The following is a 19918-nucleotide window of genomic DNA, read 5'->3' as shown; positions in this document are numbered from 1 at the left end:
CCCGCACGGGAAAAGTAAAGAACTTTATTAGAACATTTGAGAACAAACCGCATTTGTTCCCCTTATTGGACCTAACCCACGGACAACAGTCGCAGCGCCCTGTCCTGTTCCGTTAGCCACAACAACATTCGCGCAGCCCGACCACGGTCGGTTTCCAGCGCCGGATCTCTTGACAAAAGCGCGCGGGCATCGCGGCTGGCCAGCTCCATCAAGGCAGCGTGGCGTTCAAGGTCCGCCACCCGGAAGCGCGGCAGACCGGACTGCGCCGTTCCGATGACGTCACCCGCGCCCCGAAGTGCGAGATCCTCTTCGGAGATTCGAAATCCGTCCCCGCTTTCGCGCAGAATCCGCAGGCGGGCCTCGGCAGTTTCCCCAAGCGGGGCCTTGTACATCAGCAGGCAAGTGGACGCCGCAGCCCCCCGCCCTACCCGACCGCGCAACTGGTGCAATTGCGCGAGGCCAAAAGTCTCCGCCCGCTCGATCACCATGATGGAGGCGTTCGGCACGTTCACCCCGACCTCGATCACCGTGGTCGCAACGAGGACGCTGGTGCGGCCGGCGATGAAATCGGCCATCGCGGCGTCTTTCTCGGCCGGGGGCATCTGGCCATGGACCATTCCAACGACGCCTTCGCCCAAAGCCGCGCGCAAGGATCGGAACCGTTCCTCGGCCGACGTTGTATCGACCACCTCCGATTCCTCGACCAGCGGACAAACCCAATAGGCCTGACGCCCCTCGGTCACGGCAGCGCGCAGTTTGGCCACGACGTCGTCCATCCGGCTGACCGGGACGGTGGCCGTCTGGATCGGCGTGCGACCGGGCGGTTTTTCATCCAGAACGCTCAGATCCATGTCGCCATACTGCGTGAGCGCAAGGGATCGCGGAATCGGCGTCGCAGTCATGACAAGAACGTCGGTTGTGGCCGCCTTTTCGCCCAGCAACATCCGTTGGCGGACACCGAAGCGGTGCTGTTCGTCGATGACTGCAAGGCGCAGGTCGTCGAATGCCACATCGCGTTGGAACACAGCATGGGTGCCCACCAGGATTTGGATATCGCCGCGGGCCAGCGCGTCCAGCTTGGCTTGACGCTCCTTCCCCTTGTCGCGCCCGGTCAGCAGTTCAAGCACGACGCCGGCGGCATCTGCTAGCGGGCGCAACCCTTCGGCGTGCTGCCGCGCAAGGATTTCGGTCGGGGCCATCAACACGCCCTGCCCTCCGGCCTCGACCGCCGTCAGAAGCGACATCAGCGCGACCAGCGTCTTGCCCGACCCAACGTCGCCTTGCAGCAAACGGTTCATGCGGCGCGGCGCGGCCATGTCATCGGCGATTTCCTGAACGCACCGCTGCTGCGCCACGGTCGGTTTGTAGGGCAAGGCGGCAAGAACCTTGCGCCGCAAACGCCCATCGCCTTCGGTCACCACGCCCTTGCGTCGCCGCTCGGTCGAACGGGCCAAGGCGAGCGTGACCTGATGCGCGAACAACTCGTCGTAGGCCAACCGCTGCCGCGCGACGGTTCCGGGCGAAAGATCACGCGCATCCTCGGGGTGATGCGCCTGGCGCAAGGCATCTGCGAATCCGGGCCAGCTCTTCTCGGCAACCACCTGCGAATCAACCCATTCCGGCATCTCGGGCACGCGCAGCAACGCCGCGTCCACCGCGCGCCGCATCAGCTTGGCCGCGAGGCCCGCAGTCAATGGATAGATCGGCTCGAAAGCGGGCAGCGTCTCATTCTCCGAAAGCACATAGTCGGGATGCGGCATCTGGGCGACGCCGTCGTAAAGCTCGACCTTGCCCGAAATGATGCGGCGCTGCCCGGTTGGAAGGGACCGCGCGTGCAGATCGGCGGATCCGCGGAAGTAGACGACTTGGAACGTCGTCTTCGCGTCCTCCACCTCGATCCGGTAGGGCCGCCCACGGGCCGAAGGCGCGATGTGGTGCCCGACGGTGACCGGCACCGTGACCACACCCGGCAGAACGGCATCGCGGACCGACGCGACCGGGGTCCGGTCGACGCCGCTCGTGGGCAGGGTGAAGATCAGGTCCTTAGGCGTTGCGACCGCCAGGTTTGCCAATAGCTTCGCAGTCTTCGGACCCACGCCGGGCAGCGTTTCCAAACCGGCGAACAGCGGAAACAAAGGCTCTGGCCGACCCGTCACCGGCCACCAATGAGGGCCAGCCAGGCATCCTCGTCCATCGTCTCGACACCCAGTTCAGCGGCCTTGGTTGCTTTGGACCCCGCCCCGGGGCCAGCAACCAGGATATCAGTTTTCTTTGAAACCGACCCCGATACCTTGGCACCAAGACTTTCGGCGCGGGCTTTCGCCTCGGCGCGCGTCATCTTTTCCAATGTGCCCGTGAAGACAACTGTCTTGCCGGCCACGGGACTGGCACTTGCCACGGCCTCGGGCGGCGCGGGGGACAACTGCTCCAGCAGCGCATCTATGGCGCGCCGTTCCTGGGGTGCGCCCATCGCATCGCAGATCGCCAGGGCCAACGTCGCGCCGATACCGTCGATGCCCGTCAACTCCTCCCAAGCGGCGCGGGCGGGTTCGGGCACCTCAGCCCAGATTGGCGTGCGCACCTCGGTCAGCTTCGCGCGGCGCCCCTCGTCCTCGGCGGCGGCGCGTTCGGCCAGCACGGCGGCCTCGGCGGTGCGGTGTGCCTCGGCGGCCGGCAAGGCCGCATCGACAATGGCCACGAAGGTCGACCAGTCACCGAAATGCCGAGCCAAATCGCGGCCCGCGACCTCGCCCAAGTGGCGGATACCCAGCCCGAAGAGCACGCGCGCCAGGCTTCGGGTGCGCGAGGCCTCGATCCCATTGAAAAGATTGTGGGCAGAGGTTTCACCCCAGCCCTCAAGGTTGGCAACCGTCTGGAGCCCGGTCCCGTGGCGCGCGGCGAGTGTGTAGATGTCGGCCGGCTCCCGAACCCAGTTCAGGTCGTGGAACCGCTCGACTTCCTTGTCGCCCAACCCGTCGATATCCATCGCGCCGCGCGCCACGAAATGCTTCAGCCGCGCGACCCGCTGCGCCGGACAGATCAACCCGCCCGAACAACGCCGCACGCTTTCGCCCGGTTCGCGGTACGCCGGACTGCCACATTCAGGGCAGGTTTCAGGAAAGACGAAGGGCGTGGTGCCGTCGGGCCGGGCCGACAGGTCGATGTCGCGAACCTTGGGGATCACATCGCCCGCACGGTAGATTTCCACCCGGTCGCCCACACGCAGGTCTCCGCTCCGGATAGAATGCCCCTTGGCGTCCCGTCCCGCGATGTAATCTTCGTTGTGCAGCGTCGCATTCGACACGACGACGCCACCGACGGTCACGGGTTCCAACCGCGCCACGGGCGAAAGCGCGCCGGTGCGTCCCACCTGAATATCGATGCCGATCAGCCGGGTCCATGCGGTTTCGGCGGGAAACTTGTGCGCGATGGCCCAGCGTGGCGTGGTCGACCGCAGGCCCAGCCGCGCCTGCAACGCAAGATCGTCGACCTTGTAGACAACGCCGTCGATGTCATAGCCCAGTTCGGCCCGCGCCTGACCAATGGCCTTATAGCAGGCGATGATTTCATCAACGCTTTGGCAAAGGCGCGTTTCAGGATTGGCCTTGAACCCGAGGGCTTCCAATCGCTTGAGCGCGTCCCACTGTGTCTCGGCCAATGGCTTTGAAAGCTCTCCCCAGCCATAGACGAAGAATTTCAAGGGTCGGGATGCCGTGATGGCCGGGTCCAGTTGGCGCAGGCTGCCAGCAGCGGCATTGCGGGGATTGGCGAAAATCTTGGCTCCCACCTCGGACTGCCGTTCGTTCAACGCGGCGAAATCAGCATGGGACATGTAGACCTCGCCCCGCACCTCAAGCACATCGGGTGCACCTTCAACCACGATGGGGATGTCGGCGATGGTCCGCGCATTGACTGTAACATCTTCCCCAACTTCACCGTCGCCGCGCGTGGCCGCGTGGACAAGTTTGCCGTTCTCGTAGCGCAGCGACAAGCTCAGCCCGTCGATCTTGGGTTCGGCGGTGAAGGCCAGCGGCGCGTCAGGCGCAAAATCGAGGTAGCGTCGAATGCGGGCATCGAAATCCGCGACGTCATCGTCGTCGAAAGCATTGGCCAGCGACAACATCCGCATCGCATGTCGGATCTTGCCGAACCCTTCGGATGGTGCCGCGCCGACTTGCTCGGTCGGGCTATCGGGGCGTTTCAGGGCCGGGAAACGGTCTTCGATCGCACCGTTGCGACGCTTGAGCCGGTCATAGGTCGCGTCGTCAATCCGAGGCGCATCCTCGACGTGGTACGCGACATTGGCCTGCGTCAGAATCTCGGTCAGGCGCGCCAACTCGGTGCGGGCCTGCTCCTCGGTCAGGTCATCAACGTCGATTTCCGCATCACCTGCCACGGCTGTTCCCTCTCATCCTCATACCAGCAGGTGATAGGGCGACACCCGGTTCCTTTCCACCGATTCCGGCCGAACACTGTCGATCAGACACGAAAGAGGCGGACGATCTGCACCGCCCGCCGTTGTCTTGATCCAGTCGCGCGGTCAATCAGGCCTGCATAAGATCCGCATTCCTGCTGCCTTCGGGGTCACGAAGGACATAGCCGCGGCCCCAGACGGTCTCGATGTGGGTCTCGCCGCCCGTGGCAACAGACAGCTTCTTTCGCAACTTGCAGATGAATACATCGATGATCTTAAGCTCCGGCTCGTCCATGCCGCCGTAGAGATGATTAAGAAACATCTCCTTCGTGAGCGTGGTGCCCTTGCGCAGGGATAGAAGCTCCAGCATCTGATATTCCTTGCCGGTCAGATGCACGCCGCGCCCGTCAACCTCCACCGATTTGGCGTCGAGATTCACGGCGACCTGCCCGGTACGGATAACAGATTGTGAGTGCCCCTTGGAGCGGCGTACAATCGCGTGGATCCGGGCGATCAACTCATCCCGGTGAAACGGCTTGGTCATGTAGTCATCGGCACCAACGCCGAAACCGCGAATCTTGTTTTCGGTATCGTCAGAGCCAGATAGGATGAGGATGGGAGTCTCGATCCGGCTCATCCGCAGTTGCTTGAGCACGTCGTGCCCGTTGATGTCCGGCAGATTCAGGTCAAGAAGTATGAGATCGTAGTCATACAGCTTGGCCAAGTCGATGCCTTCCTCACCCATGTCGGTGGAGTAAACATTCAGGTTGGCGCTTCCAAGCATCATTTCGATGCTCTTGGACGTAGTCGGATCGTCTTCGACGAGCAGAATTCGCATCACTCTCTCCAGGGGGCTAATTTCGGTGATACCCTGTTTCCCAAATGGTTAACTTACCGTTACCACTTAAAGACGGATCAGTACAATCATCTTAAGTTTTTCGGTACTGCTGTAGCAGCGTGGTTTTCAGGCCGTTTTTGCCATGACTCGCCATGGCATGCTCCCAACTATCGAGCTCTTCATCCGACAAATCGTAAATTTTTATCGCATCCTCGCGCGTGATCAGGCCCGCCTGAACTCCGCGAACGACCGCCTCCTTGCGCCGTGCGACCCAACGGTTCGTGCCTTGCGGCGGCAAATCGGCGCGCGACATCTGGCTGCCGTCGGGTAAGGTGACGACCCGTGGCCCCGGTCCCTTCCTGAGATACATGGCAGGCTCCTCTTTGCTGCCGGGCCTTCCTGCCGCGAGGGCGTTAATCCAAAGTGAAGTCGCGCCTTGTGAATATGTCGGATTTTCCTATATGTGGCAACGCTTCCGCCGTCAGGAGTCGCAGATGCCCTTCGATCAGCCCCAACTCAATTCGCTCGGCTTGCCAAAGGCTCCCGCTGACACACGCGTGGTCGTGGCGATGTCGGGCGGCGTCGACAGTTCGGTCGTGGCGGCGCAATTGGCCGAAGAAGGCTACGACGTTGTGGGCGTGACGCTGCAACTCTACGATCACGGCGCGGCGCTGGCCAAGAAGGGGGCCTGTTGCGCGGGCCGCGACATCCATGACGCCCGGCGCGTGGCCGAAACCATGGGCTTCCCGCACTACGTTCTGGACTATGAAAACACCTTCCGGGAGTCGGTGATCGACGAATTCGCCGATGCCTACCTTGGCGGAGCCACGCCCGTTCCCTGCATTCGTTGCAATGAGCGGGTGAAGTTCCGCGACCTGCTTGAGACCGCGAAGGATCTGGACGCAGACTGTATGGCCACCGGCCACTACATTCAGCGCAAGATCGGCGCAAATGGCCCCGAATTGCACAAGGCCGCCGACCCGGTGCGCGACCAATCCTATTTCCTGTTTTCCACCACCGGGGAACAGCTGGATTATCTTCGTTTTCCGTTGGGACACCTTGCCGACAAGGCCGCGACGCGCGCGCTTGCGGCCAAGTACGGCCTGCCCGTGGCTGATAAGCCCGACAGCCAGGACATCTGTTTTGTGCCAAATGGCGACTATGCCGCCGTTATCGAAAAGCTGCGCCCCGGTGCCGGTGAACCGGGGGCGATCGTCGACATGGAGGGGCGCGAATTGGCCCGCCATGAAGGCGTCATCCATTACACCATCGGCCAGCGCCGTGGGCTAGGCATCGGCGGGCTGTCCGAACCGCTTTACGTCGTGAAGCTGGACCCGGAGTCGCGGCAGGTGGTCGTCGGGCCGAAGTCGGAATTGGCCACGCGGCTGGTGCCCCTGCGCGAGATCAACTGGCTCGGCGAAGAGCCGTTGGAAAGCCGGGCCGAGTGGCACATCGGGGTCAAGGTTCGATCGACACGTCCGCCACGCGAAGCGATCCTGCGCCCCAAGCCGGGCGGCCTGGCCGAAGTCGAATTGCTGACGCCCGAGGAGGGCGTGAGTCCAGGACAGGCCTGCGTCTTTTATGATCTGGACGGCACGCGGGTGTTCGGCGGCGGCTGGATCTGGCGCGGTTATTGACCAACAAACTTCCGAAGTGGAGCCCCGGATTAAGTACTTAAAGTGCGATTCAATCACGGTAGAGCCGTGAGAACTTCGACAACTTCAGATAATGTAAATCAGTTTAACTTTTTTCCCGCCACCCCCTTGCAGCAACACGCGAGCCTTCCCATCTGCTGTAATGTGAAGAGCATTCACATTGATCGGCCCGACAGGCCGCCACACAAGGAGAGATTGCATGACCCCCGCCCACGCCTACGCCGGACCGTCCAACGCCGCGTCCTGGTTCACCCGCGCGACCGACTGGCTCGATGCCCGCGGCAAGGGTGCCTGGATCGCTACGATGGTTCTGGGATTCATCTTCTTCTGGCCAGTCGGCCTCGCCATTCTGGCCTACGTGATATGGAGTAAACGCATGTTCAGTGGAGAATCCTGCGCCCGGTCGGCCCGTAGCATGGCCCCCACCCGGTTCCGCGGCTCGGGCAATGTGGCATTCGACAGCTATAAGGCCGATATGCTGCGCCGCCTCGAAGACGAACAGGAAGCGTTCGAAACATTCCTGCAGCGCCTGCGCGAAGCCAAGGACAAGGCCGAGTTCGACCAGTTCATGGAAGATCGCCAGAAGCGGACCGACGCCGAAACCGGTGACGATAAGGACGCCGCCTGATATCAACGCCTCGTGCCATCCGGGCGCGGGGCATCCTTACCGCGAACACCGGAGACTTAACGCGCGATGACCCATTGGACCGACATGACCAACCGAAACGATAGCCGCCTGCCCGACCCGATGATCGAGGCACAGTTCTATGACGGCGTACTGGCCAAGCGCAGCTTTGCGTGGATCGTGGATGTCGCGATCATCACGGCGCTCAGCGTGGGCGCGGGCATTGCCACTTTGACGATAGGGTTCTTCCTCTGGCCAATTTTCTTCATCGTCATCGGAACGCTCTACCGCGTCTCGACGCTCGCGAACCGCTCGGCGACGTGGGGGATGCGGATGATGGGGATCGAGTTGCGGGGCCATGACGGGCAGCGGTTCGACACCACCCAGTCGATCCTGCACGTTCTGGGCTACTACGGCTCGATGATGTTCGTGTTGCCCATGCTGGCGTCCATCGCGGCGATGCTGATCACGGACCGCCGTCAAAGCCTGACGGACCTGGTTCTTGGGTCGGCGGCGATCAACCGGCCCGCGTAAAGCAACACCGATTGTCCCAAATTTCGCACCACACTGGCCCGGCAGGCCTTTTCGATTGACCTGCCGGGCCTTGTAGCTACGGTCAGGGGGCTAGCGAACCGGGACCCTGACTTCATGCGCCACAGCCTACCGCTGACGCCGCAGTTCTATGTGACTGCGCCACAGTCCTGCCCCTACATTGACGGTCGGAGGGAGCGGAAGCTCTTCACCGCGCTGCAAGGTTCGGGGGCGGGATCGCTGAACGACAAGCTTTCGAAACAGGGGTTTCGCCGCTCGCAGAACGTCCTTTACCGACCCAGTTGCGCCGATTGCACAGCCTGTCTGTCGGCCAGAATTCGTGTCGACGAATTCTCGTCCAATCGCTCTCAACGCAAAACGACGCGCCGGAACGCCCATCTGAGGCGCGAAATCACCTCGCCTTGGGCGTCCGAAGACCAGTACGCGCTGTTCCGCCGCTATCTCACGGCACGCCATGCCGACGGTGGCATGGCCGACATGGATATCTTCGAATTCGCCGCCATGATCGAAGAAACGCCGGTTCGCACCCGCGTGATCGAGTACTGGGACGACCGGCCGCTGGAATCCGGCGGCAAGGCAGCCCTGCGCGCGGTCTGCCTGACCGACGTTCTCGATGACGGGCTGTCGATGGTTTATTCCTTTTACGACCCGGACATGCCGCAGGACTCGCTGGGCACGCATATCATCCTCGACCATGTCGAGGTGGCGCGGGACGCGGGCCTGCCGTTCGTGTACCTGGGCTACTGGGTCCCCGGTTCGCCTAAAATGGGCTACAAGGCGCAATTCTCGGCGCTGGAAATCTTCAAGGACCGGCAGTGGCAGGCCATCGGGCACCCTGACGAACACGCCCATTCGACCCACCCCCTGTCGGTTGAACCGATCGCGGAACAGGTCGCCCAGATCGAACTGCCGGATACGCTTTCGGGCTGAAGTCGCGCCGTCAGTTCGAAGTCGACCGCGCGTTGAGCACGGCCGAAAGCGGGGCCGCCGCCACCTGCCCCGCCCGATTTCCCAGGTGCCAGGCAGAAAGCGCATCAATCGTATCGGGCTTGGTATGGCCCAGAACGACTGTCGTGCCGTCCCGCGCCGCCTCGAACGTGGCGCGATCGAGGAATCGGGTGATAATCGGCGCGCGCTCCCCATCATCGTCGAGCACCCGGTAGAGCGTCGCGGCTGGCACCCCTTGGCGCAGCGCCTGCGTGACCCCGCTGTTGAGCCCATCGGGATACGCCAGCAGTCCCATGCCCGCCTCGTCCAGCGACGGCAGGATCGCGGCCAGCGTGGCCCGATCGCCCACAAACCCTTCGGTCGGTCGATCCAACACGCCCACGGCCTGTGGCAGGGCACGCCGAATGCCAGACATTGCCACCTCAACATCCTGCGCAGCGGCCCCGGGTGGGAAGGCTTGGGCCAGCGCGACAACTTCGTGTCCTGCGGCGCGATACGCGTCTGCCACGTCGGACGCGTCGGGGCGGCTCGGGTCTATAGCGAAGGTGACCGGGAAGTCGAAGGCCATCAGACGCGCGCGGTCAACCGGTGACGCGGGATCGTCAATCAGGACGATCGACATGAGCGGTCGCCCCTCCGGATTCGTGAAGTCTGCCGCTTGGGTGACAAGCGCTCTTCCCTCCTCTTCAGGGATATCGGCCTCGGTCTGTTCCTGTACGACCTCTTCAGGGGCCATCTCGATGTCGGCATTACGCTCACTGTCGAGGACAAGACGGCGCGGCAGGGCGACCTCCGCTGTGCCGGTCCCCGTCGCGACACCACCCTCCGTGTCGCCCTCGATGTCAGGGGTCGAGGGAATGACGATGGGCGTTTCCACGATCGTGATCAGAGAGGTGCTGCGCCGCTCTTCCGGGGCGGATTGGGTCCCCTCGATATCGTCCGGAGCGACGAGCCTTGGAGACGCCTCCTGGACCACCACGACGTCCTCCGCCAACTCCGCTTGCTCCACGACTTCCGCTTGCTCTACCGGCTCCGCTTGCTCTACCGGCTCCGCTTGCTCTACCAGCTCCGCTTGCTCTACCGCCTCCGCCTGCTCTACCGCCTCCGCCTGCTCTACCGGCTCCGCTTGCTCCACCGCTTCCGCTTGCTCTACCGGCTCCGCTTGCTCTACCGGCTCCGCTTGCTCTACCGCCTCCGCTTGCTCTACCGCCTCCGCCTGCTCTACCGGCTCCGCTTGCTCCACCGCTTCCGCTTGCTCTACCGGCTCCACTTGCTCTACCGGCTCCACTTGCTCTACCGGCTCCGCTTGCTCTACCGGCTCCGCTTGCTCTACCGGCTCCGCTTGCTCTACCGCCTCCGCCTGCTCTACCGGCTCCGCTTGCTCCACCGCTTCCGCTTGCTCTTCGACTGCGCCCTCTGGTGTCGCTGGGGGAATGACTTCAGCCTCGTTCGCAGCCACAGCCTCCGGTATTTCTGCGTCGATAACTTCGGGTGCAGATTCAGGTGCGGTGGGTGGCTGAGTGTTGGCGACGGGTGCCGCGTCGTCCGCTACCGGCGTTGCGGACTGGCTCGTCTCGTCGGGCACCGCGACAGGGTCAGCAGCCTCCGCCGCAGGGGGCGTTGCGACGTCGCCAAACGTTTGCGGCGCGGTTTCGTTGAGCTGGCGCGGCACGGACGGAGCATCGCCCGCCTCGGGCGCGGCCCCGAAGCCAGCGATCTGGAAAGGCGCAGGCGCTGCCGCGCTCTCGGTTTCGGGTGCCGGGGCGGCGGTGGTGCTGGCCTGGTCACGGCCCAGTCCCTCCGCAATTCCGACAGGCCTTGGTGTCACCTCGGTTTCCGGCGTAACGGCGGCTCCATCCTCGGGCGGACGGTTGAACTGGCTTGCGACTGGCAGATCGACACCTGTCACCGGGGTCGCCCGTTCTTCCGGAGCCGCTTGCGCCACCTGTGACTCGGGCGCTGAACCCTCGGCGGGCACCACCTCGGGGGCTGCGATCTCATGGACAGGCTCTTCTCCGACCGGCACCTCGCGGATAGGTTCTTCGCGGACGGGCACCTCGCGGACAGGCCGGTCTGGAACGCGCGGTTTGCTTTCGGCCTGGTCGCGCATGGCGGGGGCTTCGGGCACGGCGGACACAGGGCGCGCGGTCTGCTGCGGCATCGGTGCGAACAGGGCCACTGCCGTCAAAAGCAGTGCCGACAGCGCAAGCGCACTGGCCGATCCCAACAGAAGTCCCTTGATCATGCCCTCTGGTCTCCTAGCCCGTTGCACCCCATTCAAAGGACGCCCGATGGCCCTTTCGTCGAGCCTTGCGTCCTGTATAACCCGACTGTTGGGCGTGAACAGCCCCGCATGCAACTGGTTGGAGGGTTTGGCTTGCTTCTGCTGATCGACAATTACGACAGCTTCACCTGGAACCTGGTGCATTACGTCGCCGAACAGGGTGCCGAAGTCAAAGTCGTGCGCAACGACGCCATGGATGTGCAAGCCGCAATGGCGCTTAACCCGGCGGGCGTGCTGCTGTCGCCCGGCCCGTGTTATCCAGACCAAGCTGGCATCTGTCTGGCGATGGTGCAGGCCTGCGCCGAGACCCGCACGCCGCTTCTGGGCGTCTGCCTTGGCCATCAGGCGATTGGCCAGGCGTTTGGCGGCAAGGTCGTGCGCGCGGGCGAAATCGTGCACGGGAAGATGGGGCGGATGCTCAACGACGGCACCGGCGTCTTCAAGGGCCTGCCGGCTGCCTATGATGCGACCCGGTACCACTCACTGACCGTTGATCGCCAAACTCTGCCCGACGACCTGATCGTGAATGCCGAGCTCGAGTCAGGGATGATCATGGGCCTGCGCCACCGCGATTTGCCCATCCACGGAGTGCAATTCCACCCGGAAAGCATCGCCTCCGAACATGGCCACGCCCTAGTACGCAATTTCATCGAAATGATGCCCGAGACCACGCCCGCATGACTGATCTGAAGCCCCTTTTGAACGCCGCGCCTGACCGCCCCCTGACATCTCAGGAAGCCGAGGCCGCCTTCGCCGCCTTCTTTGACGGCGTGGCAACCCCCGTGGAAATCGCGGGCCTGCTCATGGCGTTGCGCACGCGGGGCGAGACGGTCGCGGAAATCGCCGCCGCCGCCTCCGCGATGCGGGCCCGCATGACCCGCGTCGCGGCCCCCGCCGGTGCCATGGACATCGTCGGTACCGGGGGCGACGGCAAGGGCACGCTCAACATCTCCACCGCGACCGCCTTCGTCGTGGCGGGCGCGGGCGTGCCCGTGGCCAAGCATGGCAATCGCAACCTGTCATCCAAATCAGGTGCCGCCGACGTGCTGACGCAAATGGGGATCGAGGTGATGCTGGGTGCCGATGTCGCGGAACGCGCGCTGGCCGAGGTGGGCATCTGCTTCATGATGGCCCCGATGCACCACCCCGCCACGCGGCATGTCATGCCCGTACGCGGCGAACTGGCAACGCGCACCGTGTTCAACGTGCTGGGTCCGCTGACGAACCCGGCAGGCGTGAAACGACAGCTGACCGGGGCCTATTCACCGGATCTGATCCGCCCGATGGCCGAGGTTCTGGGCGCGCTCGGGTCCGAAGCCGCCTGGCTGGTCCACGGGTCGGACGGCACGGACGAGATCTCCATCGCTGGGCCAACCGCCGTTGCCGTGCTAGAAAATGGAACCGTTAGCGAACGTACGATCACGCCAGACGACGCCGGACTGCCGACCCACCCGTTCGAGGCCATTCTGGGCGGAGAGCCGGCCGAAAACGGGCGCGCGTTCCGGGCCCTTTTGGACGGTGCACCGGGGGCGTACCGCGATGCAGTCCTTCTGAACTCTGCGGCCGCGCTGGTGATTGCAGGCAAGGTGAAGACCTTACCGGAAGGCGTTGAACTTGCAACGAAGTCAATCGACACAGGGGCCGCCCTTGGCAAGGTCGAGGCGTTGGCAAAACTGACCACGGAGGCCTCCACATGAGTGCGCCAACCATTCTTGAGAAGATCAAGGCCTACAAGCTGGAAGAGATCGCCACCCGCAAGGCCAAGCGCGACCAAATCGCCATCGAGGAGGCGGCGCGCAACGCCGATGACCCGCGGCCCTTTGCCGAAGCCCTGCACGCGGCGGCCATAGAGGGCTACGGCCTGATTGCCGAAGTGAAGAAGGCCAGCCCTTCCAAGGGCCTGATCCGTGCCGATTTCGATCCTGCCGCGATCGCCCGCGCCTATGCCGAAGGGGGCGCGACCTGCCTTTCGGTCCTGACCGATGCACCCAGCTTCCAGGGTCACGAGGACTACCTTGTGGCCGCTCGCGCGGCTTGCGACCTGCCGGTGTTGCGCAAGGATTTCATGTATGACCCTTGGCAGGTGGCCGAGAGCCGCGCGCTCGGGGCTGACTGCATTCTGATCATCATGGCCAGCGTCTCCGACGACCAAGCCGCTGAGTTAGAGGCCGCCGCGTCTGATTGGGGCATGGATGCCCTGATCGAGGTTCATAACCGCGAGGAACTCGACCGCGCCGCGCTGCTTAAGTCGCGGCTGCTCGGCATTAACAACCGCGACCTGAACACGTTCGTCACCGATTTGGGCACCACTCGCGACCTGTCCCGCCGCGCTCCGGCAGACAAGATCCTCGTGTCGGAATCCGGCCTGAACACACCCGAAGACCTGGCCGAGATGGCGCAATTCGGCGCGCGTTGCTTCCTGATCGGCGAGAGCCTGATGCGGCAAGAGAACGTGGAGGCGGCGACGCGAACCCTGTTGGCCCGTCCGATGGTGTCCGGTCGATGAGCGGCCTGACCCATTTTGACGCAAGCGGGGCCGCGCATATGGTCGATGTTTCCGCCAAGGCCGAGACGGACCGTGTCGCCGTGGCGACGGGATGGGTGAAGATGTCTCCGGAAACACTTGAAATTATTGAATCTGGCACCGCCAAGAAAGGTGATGTCATTGGCATCGCCCGGCTGGCCGGAATTATGGGGGCCAAGCGTACGGCCGACCTGATCCCCCTTTGCCATCCCCTGCCGCTTGCCAAGGTGGCCGTTGAACTGGCGATCGATGAGACGCTTCCGGGGCTTTGCATTACCGCCACCGTCGGCACCGCTGGTCGCACCGGAGTCGAAATGGAAGCGCTGACCGCAGTGACCACCGCCTGCCTCACTATCTATGACATGGCCAAGGCCGCTCAAAAAGACATGGAGATCGGGGGGATCCGCCTATTGTCCAAGACGGGCGGCAAATCCGGCGACTGGAAGGCTCCGGCACAGTGATTTCAGTCGAGAGGGCGCTGGAAAGCCTGCTATCGCTCGTGGGTCGGCTGCCGTCGGAGACCGTTTCGCTGCGTGCCGCCGCCGGGCGCGCCTTGGCCGGGCCGTTGAAGGCCGTCCATGATCAGCCGCCCTTCGCCGCATCGGCCATGGACGGCTATGCCATAGCCCGAGACGTACAGCCCGGCGACACGGACCGCGTGATCGGCGAAAGCGCTGCGGGACACCCCTTCGATGGAACCATCACGGCAGACAGCGGGGCCGTTCGCATCTTCACCGGCGCACCCGTGCCCGCCGGCGCGACGCGCGTTATCCTGCAAGAGAATATCTCCCGCGTGGAGGACCGGATCACCTATACAGAAGCGTCTGGCACGGCCACGCACGTCCGACCCGCGGGTGGTGATTTCACCGCCGGGGAACCGCATGACCCCAAGCGCCCACTGGGCAGTCGCGATATCGCCCTGATTGCCGCCATGGGTCACGGGGCCGTGCCGGTCGTGCGCAAACCCCTGGTCGCCATCCTGATGACCGGGGACGAGCTGCGCGCGCCGGGTGAACGGTTGCATCCGGGGCAGATCACGGCCTCCAACGGCTACGGTCTGGCCGCGATGTTCGACGCCGCCGGGGCCGAAACGCGTGTTCTGCCCATTGCGCAGGACACCGCGGAAAGCTTGGGGCAAGCCTTCCGACTGGCCGAGGGCGCGGACCTGCTGATCACGATTGGGGGCGCATCGGTCGGGGATCACGATCTGATTGCGCCGACCGCTGGAAAGGCCGGGCTGGACCTTGCCTTCCACAAAGTCGCGATGCGCCCCGGTAAGCCGCTCTTGGCGGGAAAAATCAACGGGCTTGTTCTTGTCGGACTCCCCGGTAATCCTGTATCTGCAATTGCTTGCGGTACGATCTTTATCCTTCCAATGCTGCGCAAGATGCTCGGCCTGCCGATCGGCACGCCCACTGAACAACACCGCCTTGCGGCGGCCGTTTCGGAAAATGGCCCGCGTCAACACTATATGCGCGCGCAGCTGACGGCATCCGGCATGATCGTCGCGGACCGACAGGATAGCAGCCTTCTGAGCGTGCTGGCCAAGGCGACCCACCTTGTCATCCGCCCGCCCCATGATCCGGCGCGAAACATGGGTGACGTCGTGACAACCATCGCCCTGCCCCCATGAGACAAGGAGTTGACACAAAACGGGAACCTTACTAGAACATTCCGTGACAGCTCCGTTTGGAGTGCAGACAATCGAGGGACCTGGACATGCTCACCCGCAAGCAGCGCGATCTTCTCGCCTTCATCCACAAGCGCGTGCAACGGGATGGTGTCCCGCCCTCCTTCGACGAGATGAAGGATGCGCTCGACCTGCGGTCGAAGTCCGGCATTCACCGCTTGATCACGGCGCTGGAGGAGCGGGGCTTCATTCGGCGGCTGGCCCACCGGGCGCGCGCGATAGAGATTACCCGCCTTCCCGAAGATCTGGCAGCCGGCGCGAACTTCGTACCGCAAGTGATCGAAGGGTCCGCCCCCCAGGCACCGGCACCCGCGCGGGCAATGTCGGTCGAAGCCCATGCAACCGAAGTTCCCGTCATGGGCCGAATTGCCGCCGGTGTTCCCATCGACGCGATCAGCGAAGTTTCACACCATGTTGCGGTACCCGGTCAGATGCTTGACCGCGGAGGGGAGCACTATGCCCTGGAAGTCCGGGGCGACTCGATGATCGACGCAGGGATCAATGACGGCGATATCGTCGTGATCCGTGAACAGACCACCGCTGAAAATGGCGAGATTGTTGTGGCGCTCGTTGAGGGTCACGAAGCGACGCTGAAACGCTATCGCCGCACCAATGGCATGATTGCGCTGGAGGCTGCGAACCAAGCCTATCAGACACAACTCATGCGTGACGATCAGGTGCAGGTGCAGGGTCGGTTGGTTGGTTTAATCCGCAGCTACTAATCCCGATCAGGGGCCGCGTGACCAAGGACGCCGCCCTTGAACTTCTCGCGCGGTCCATACTTTCAAGATCCCATCTTCCAAGTAGACTGCTATCGCACCCGTCTGCGACAGCGTTGCCGGGCCGATCAGGCGACAGCCTTCCGGCACGACTTCGGGGGCAACGCTAACGATCAGCCATCCAGGGTCGCGCGCGCAGTCTGCCACCGCCTGCGGCAACGCCGTCTTGGTTGCGGCATGATGCAAGGAGATGGGAATGGCGGCGGGTCTTTCACGGCCGGCTGCCTCCGCTTGAGCAACCATATCGCCATCGTTTTCCAACCAAGACTGCGCTACGAAACTCACGCCAGTTTCACGGCTTAGCCAACGGCCCTGCTCAGTTTGAATACCCAGTAATCGGCCATCGTCCGAGATCAGGATGTCGGGGCGCGGGCTGCGAACCCACAGAACCGCGGCCACCGCCAGAACCACCAACCCGACCGAACGCACCGCACCACTCCGCGCAGTTCCCAAAATAGCCATCCCCAGCCCGAGAACCGGCAGCACGTGCCAATGCGGAGCCGGAACCGCGCTGACAGCTCCAGGAAGGCCCCCGACTTCTTGCGCCACCATCATGATCCACTCGATCCCCCATCCGGCTAACGCAAGCGGCAGTGCCTCAAGGCCCAGTGGCATCAACATCAAGCCAACGAACAAGAGTGGCATGACGGCAAGTCCCATCATCGGCACGGCCAGCATGTTCGCAAGGACGCCATAATGCCCGACACGGTTGAAATGGAGCGCGGCGATCGGGGCTGTGGCCATCCCCGCCACGAGCGATGAAAGCAGCAACGACAAGATGCCGCCACGCCACCCGCGCAGCCAGTCCGGACGCTCCGTTCGGGCCAGCGTTCCGAAGACGAGCACCAGCGCTCCAGTCGCGGCAAACGACATCTGAAACCCCGGCCCGGTTAGGCTTTCAGGTCGCCAAAGCAGCACCAGTATCGCCGCGATCGCCACCGACCGCATTGACAGCGCACGCCGCCCGACCACGATCGCCCCAAGCATGACCACGGCCATGACATAAGCCCGCTGCGTCGCGACACTTCCACCCGACAGGACAAGATAGGCAGTCGCGAACGGCAATGAGGCCACTGCGGCCCAGACCCGCGTCGGGCGGATAAGCGCGATCGACGGAATGAGGGCCAAGCCGCCGCGTACCGTCCAGAATACAAAGCCGACCAACAGCCCCATGTGCAGACCCGATATCGCCAGCAGGTGCGCAAGGTTGGAGGCGCGAAGAGACGCCGTGATCTCGTCCGAAAGGCCGGACCGGTCGCCCGTGGTGATCGCCGCGGCAACCTCGCCGACCTGACCGGGCATCCGGTCGCGCAGGGCCTTGGCAACAATTCCCCGTGCCTTGGTGATGCCAGTGAACCAACCGCCCGCGTCAGGGGCCGCACGCACCACGGGGACGCGTGTATATCCGACGGCCCCGAGGCTTAGATACCAGGCATGGCGCTGAAAATCGAAACCGCCCGGCTCGGTCGGACCGGACGGCGAAAGCAGGTGGGCCGTTGTCATGATGCGGGCACCCGGCACGATCCACCCAAGCCCCTCCTGCTGCTGCAAGGACAGGCGCACGCGGCGCGGCGTCCTGTCGGGCGCAACCCGGTCGAGCCGAACACCGTCAAGCGTGACGCGAACGGCACCCGAAGCGGACCGGTCCAGCGTCACCACCCGCCCTTCGACCGCGCCGTAGTAGCGGAACTCAAGAACGGGCCCGGCGACGATCCGGGTGCGCAATTGCGCCACGCCAACGCCCAATACGCAGACGGCCAGAATCAGAAAAATGAAGCCGACGGAGGCGCGCAGACGCCATCCGGCCCACGCAAACGTGACTCCCAGCCAAATCCATGAGATCAGAACGACACCGGCAGGTTCGGCCGGCAATGCGAAGTAGCCACCGATGCCGGCCGCGAGGGCAATTGCCAGCCAGGGCAGTCGATGACCGCGTAACGCTTGGGACGTTTCGGTCGCCCATATCCACAACGCAGGCGGCGGCCGGGGGGCGACCTGGGTCTGGTGCATCCTTGCCCTCCTCGTCCGGGCTGAATATCAACCGCCCAATGATGAGCGCCGCAGGGTTTACAAACCGTTAACCCTGACCTGCCAAACCGCCGCCCAAGCCGAGGATCAGTCCGAACATGTCAACTCCCGCACTATCCAAGCCGGTTGTGACCCGCATCGCCCCTTCACCGACCGGAACGATGCACATCGGAACGGCGCGGACTGCCCTGTTCAATTGGCTGTTCGCGCGACGCCATGGGGGGCAGTTCCTGTTGCGGATCGAGGATACGGACCGCGCACGCTCCACCCCGGAGGCGACCCAAACGATTCTGAACGGATTGAAGTGGCTTGGCCTGGACCACGATGGGGCCCCTGTCAGCCAGTTCGAACAGGCCCCCCGCCACGCCGAAGTGGCGCATCAAATGTTGGCGCAAGGCAGCGCGTACAAGTGTTTCTCGACCCAGCACGAAATCGAAGCGTTCCGCGAAACCGCACGCGAGGCCGGCACGTCCACCCTGTTCCAGTCACCCTGGCGTGATACCGACCCTGAGGAGCATCCGGACGCGCCCTTCGTGATCCGGCTAAAGGCCCCGCGTAAGGGTACGACCATCATCAACGATGCCGTGCAAGGTGACGTGACGTTCCGAAACGACCAGTTGGACGACATGGTCCTGCTGCGCTCCGACGGGACACCGACCTACATGCTGGCGGTTGTGGTGGACGATCACGACATGGGCATCACCCACGTCATCCGGGGCGACGACCACTTGAACAATGCTGCCCGGCAAGCACAGATCTTCGCGGCGATGGGCTGGGATCAGCCCGTCTGGGCGCATATCCCGCTGATCCACGGTGCGGATGGAAAGAAGTTATCCAAACGGCATGGGGCGACGGGCGTAGAGGAATATGCGGCCATGGGCTTTCCCGCCCAAGCATTGCGTAACTACCTGACCCGGCTAGGCTGGGCGCATGGCGACGACGAATTCTTCACCGACGCGCAGGCGGTCGAATGGTTTGACCTGGAGGGGATCGGCCGAGCCCCCGCGCGGTTGGACCTCAAGAAGCTGGAGAACCTGTCGGGGCAGCACCTGAGCGTGATGGACGACGACACCATCCTGGCAGCAGTGCAGGATTGGGCCGCGCGCGCGGGCGAGCCGCCCATCGATGCCGCACGCCTCTTGCCGGCGATCGGGATCGTCAAGGAGGCAAGTCGCACCCTTCCCCAGATCGTCGAACGCGCGCGTTTCGCGCTGATCGACCGACCGATCACGCCGGATGAAAAGGCCATGAAAACACTGGATACGGTATCCCGTGGCATACTGAATGAATTGACGCCGCACCTGCAAAATGCTAGCTGGGATCGCGACGCGATGGAGGGTGTTATTGGGGATTTAGCCCAGTCAAAAGGACTGGGTCTGGGCAAGCTGGCCGCGCCACTTCGCGCAGCACTCGCAGGTCGTACAGCCACCCCCAGCGTATTTGACATGATGCTGGTTCTCGGACGGGATGAGACCCTTGCGCGGCTGACCGATGCCGTAGGCCCCGAGCACTAGAGCGACCCAGATCCGGGTGTTGCTGACGCTGCACTCTGCACGACAAAACGTCGGCAAAATAAATAGT

17 protein-coding genes are annotated in these 19918 nt (G+C 63.7%); 11 read left to right on the top strand and 6 right to left on the bottom strand.

Going from position 1 to position 19918, the window contains the following annotated elements; all coding sequences use genetic code 11:
- Positions 1–71 precede the first annotated feature (71 nt).
- From recG to sciP, 4 genes are all read right to left on the bottom strand, one after another.
- Positions 72–2156, bottom strand: a complete 2085-nt coding sequence (recG, locus tag BLV27_RS06890; protein WP_092644236.1) for an ATP-dependent DNA helicase RecG — start codon at positions 2154–2156, stop codon at positions 72–74.
- Complete coding sequence (ligA, locus tag BLV27_RS06885; protein WP_244504574.1) at positions 2153–4396, bottom strand: NAD-dependent DNA ligase LigA; 2244 nt, start codon at positions 4394–4396, stop codon at positions 2153–2155. Before ligA ends, recG begins: the two co-directional genes overlap by 4 nt.
- A gap of 148 nt (positions 4397–4544) precedes the next feature.
- Positions 4545–5252 (bottom strand): response regulator transcription factor CtrA, encoded by a 708-nt coding sequence (ctrA, locus tag BLV27_RS06880; protein WP_092644234.1) that lies wholly within the window; start codon positions 5250–5252, stop codon positions 4545–4547.
- A 91-nt stretch (positions 5253–5343) separates the two neighbouring features.
- A complete protein-coding gene (gene sciP, locus BLV27_RS06875; protein WP_092644232.1) occupies positions 5344–5622 on the bottom strand; it encodes a CtrA inhibitor SciP in 279 nt (92 codons plus the stop codon).
- Positions 5623–5746: 124 nt separating this feature from the next.
- Here sciP and mnmA point away from each other — a divergent pair, with 124 nt between their 5' ends.
- The 4 genes from mnmA (at position 5747) to BLV27_RS06855 (ending at position 9014) form a co-directional block, all read left to right on the top strand.
- Entirely contained in the window at positions 5747–6889 is a 1143-nt protein-coding gene (gene mnmA, locus BLV27_RS06870) for a tRNA 2-thiouridine(34) synthase MnmA (protein WP_092644230.1), read from the top strand.
- Between the two features lie 217 nt (positions 6890–7106).
- On the top strand, positions 7107–7535 hold the full coding sequence (locus BLV27_RS06865) for a DUF2852 domain-containing protein (protein WP_092644228.1): 429 nt from the start codon (positions 7107–7109) through the stop codon (positions 7533–7535).
- Between the two features lie 66 nt (positions 7536–7601).
- Positions 7602–8066 carry an RDD family protein gene (locus tag BLV27_RS06860; protein ID WP_244504573.1) on the top strand — a complete coding sequence of 155 codons (465 nt, stop codon included), beginning with the start codon at positions 7602–7604 and terminating at the stop codon, positions 8064–8066.
- A gap of 114 nt (positions 8067–8180) precedes the next feature.
- Positions 8181–9014, top strand: a complete 834-nt coding sequence (locus tag BLV27_RS06855; protein WP_092644226.1) for an arginyltransferase — start codon at positions 8181–8183, stop codon at positions 9012–9014.
- A 10-nt stretch (positions 9015–9024) separates the two neighbouring features.
- Here the strand turns inward: BLV27_RS06855 and BLV27_RS06850 are convergent, their stop codons facing one another.
- Positions 9025–11277, bottom strand: a complete 2253-nt coding sequence (locus BLV27_RS06850; protein ID WP_092644224.1) for a polysaccharide deacteylase family 2 protein — start codon at positions 11275–11277, stop codon at positions 9025–9027.
- A gap of 132 nt (positions 11278–11409) precedes the next feature.
- Between BLV27_RS06850 and BLV27_RS06845 the strand changes: the two genes are divergently transcribed.
- From BLV27_RS06845 to lexA, 6 genes are all read left to right on the top strand, one after another.
- Positions 11410–11997, top strand: coding sequence for an anthranilate synthase component II (locus tag BLV27_RS06845; RefSeq protein WP_092644376.1), 588 nt, complete (start codon positions 11410–11412; stop codon positions 11995–11997).
- On the top strand, positions 11994–13013 hold the full coding sequence (gene trpD / locus BLV27_RS06840; protein WP_092644222.1) for an anthranilate phosphoribosyltransferase: 1020 nt from the start codon (positions 11994–11996) through the stop codon (positions 13011–13013). The genes BLV27_RS06845 and trpD overlap by 4 nt, the downstream gene beginning before the upstream one ends.
- On the top strand, positions 13010–13822 hold the full coding sequence (trpC, locus tag BLV27_RS06835) for an indole-3-glycerol phosphate synthase TrpC (RefSeq protein ID WP_092644220.1): 813 nt from the start codon (positions 13010–13012) through the stop codon (positions 13820–13822). Before trpD ends, trpC begins: the two co-directional genes overlap by 4 nt.
- Complete coding sequence (gene moaC / locus BLV27_RS06830; RefSeq protein ID WP_092644218.1) at positions 13819–14301, top strand: cyclic pyranopterin monophosphate synthase MoaC; 483 nt, start codon at positions 13819–13821, stop codon at positions 14299–14301. Before trpC ends, moaC begins: the two co-directional genes overlap by 4 nt.
- Positions 14298–15473 (top strand): molybdopterin molybdotransferase MoeA, encoded by a 1176-nt coding sequence (locus BLV27_RS06825; RefSeq protein ID WP_092644216.1) that lies wholly within the window; start codon positions 14298–14300, stop codon positions 15471–15473. The genes moaC and BLV27_RS06825 overlap by 4 nt, the downstream gene beginning before the upstream one ends.
- An 86-nt stretch (positions 15474–15559) precedes the next feature.
- On the top strand, positions 15560–16252 hold the full coding sequence (gene lexA / locus BLV27_RS06820) for a transcriptional repressor LexA (protein WP_092644214.1): 693 nt from the start codon (positions 15560–15562) through the stop codon (positions 16250–16252).
- Between the two features lie 6 nt (positions 16253–16258).
- Here the strand turns inward: lexA and BLV27_RS06815 are convergent, their stop codons facing one another.
- The gene (locus tag BLV27_RS06815; protein WP_092644212.1) at positions 16259–18319 is read right to left on the bottom strand and encodes a ComEC/Rec2 family competence protein; all 2061 of its coding nucleotides are present in this window, start codon (positions 18317–18319) and stop codon (positions 16259–16261) included.
- A 116-nt stretch (positions 18320–18435) separates the two neighbouring features.
- Here BLV27_RS06815 and gltX point away from each other — a divergent pair, with 116 nt between their 5' ends.
- Positions 18436–19851: a glutamate--tRNA ligase gene (gltX, locus tag BLV27_RS06810; RefSeq protein ID WP_092644209.1), complete on the top strand. Its 1416-nt coding sequence runs from the start codon at positions 18436–18438 to the stop codon at positions 19849–19851.
- Positions 19852–19918: the final 67 nt, after the last annotated feature.

The organism is Jannaschia faecimaris, assembly GCF_900107415.1.
Classification (GTDB): Bacteria; Pseudomonadota; Alphaproteobacteria; order Rhodobacterales; family Rhodobacteraceae; genus Jannaschia; species Jannaschia faecimaris.
This window is presented reverse-complemented; position numbering and strand designations above follow the sequence as displayed.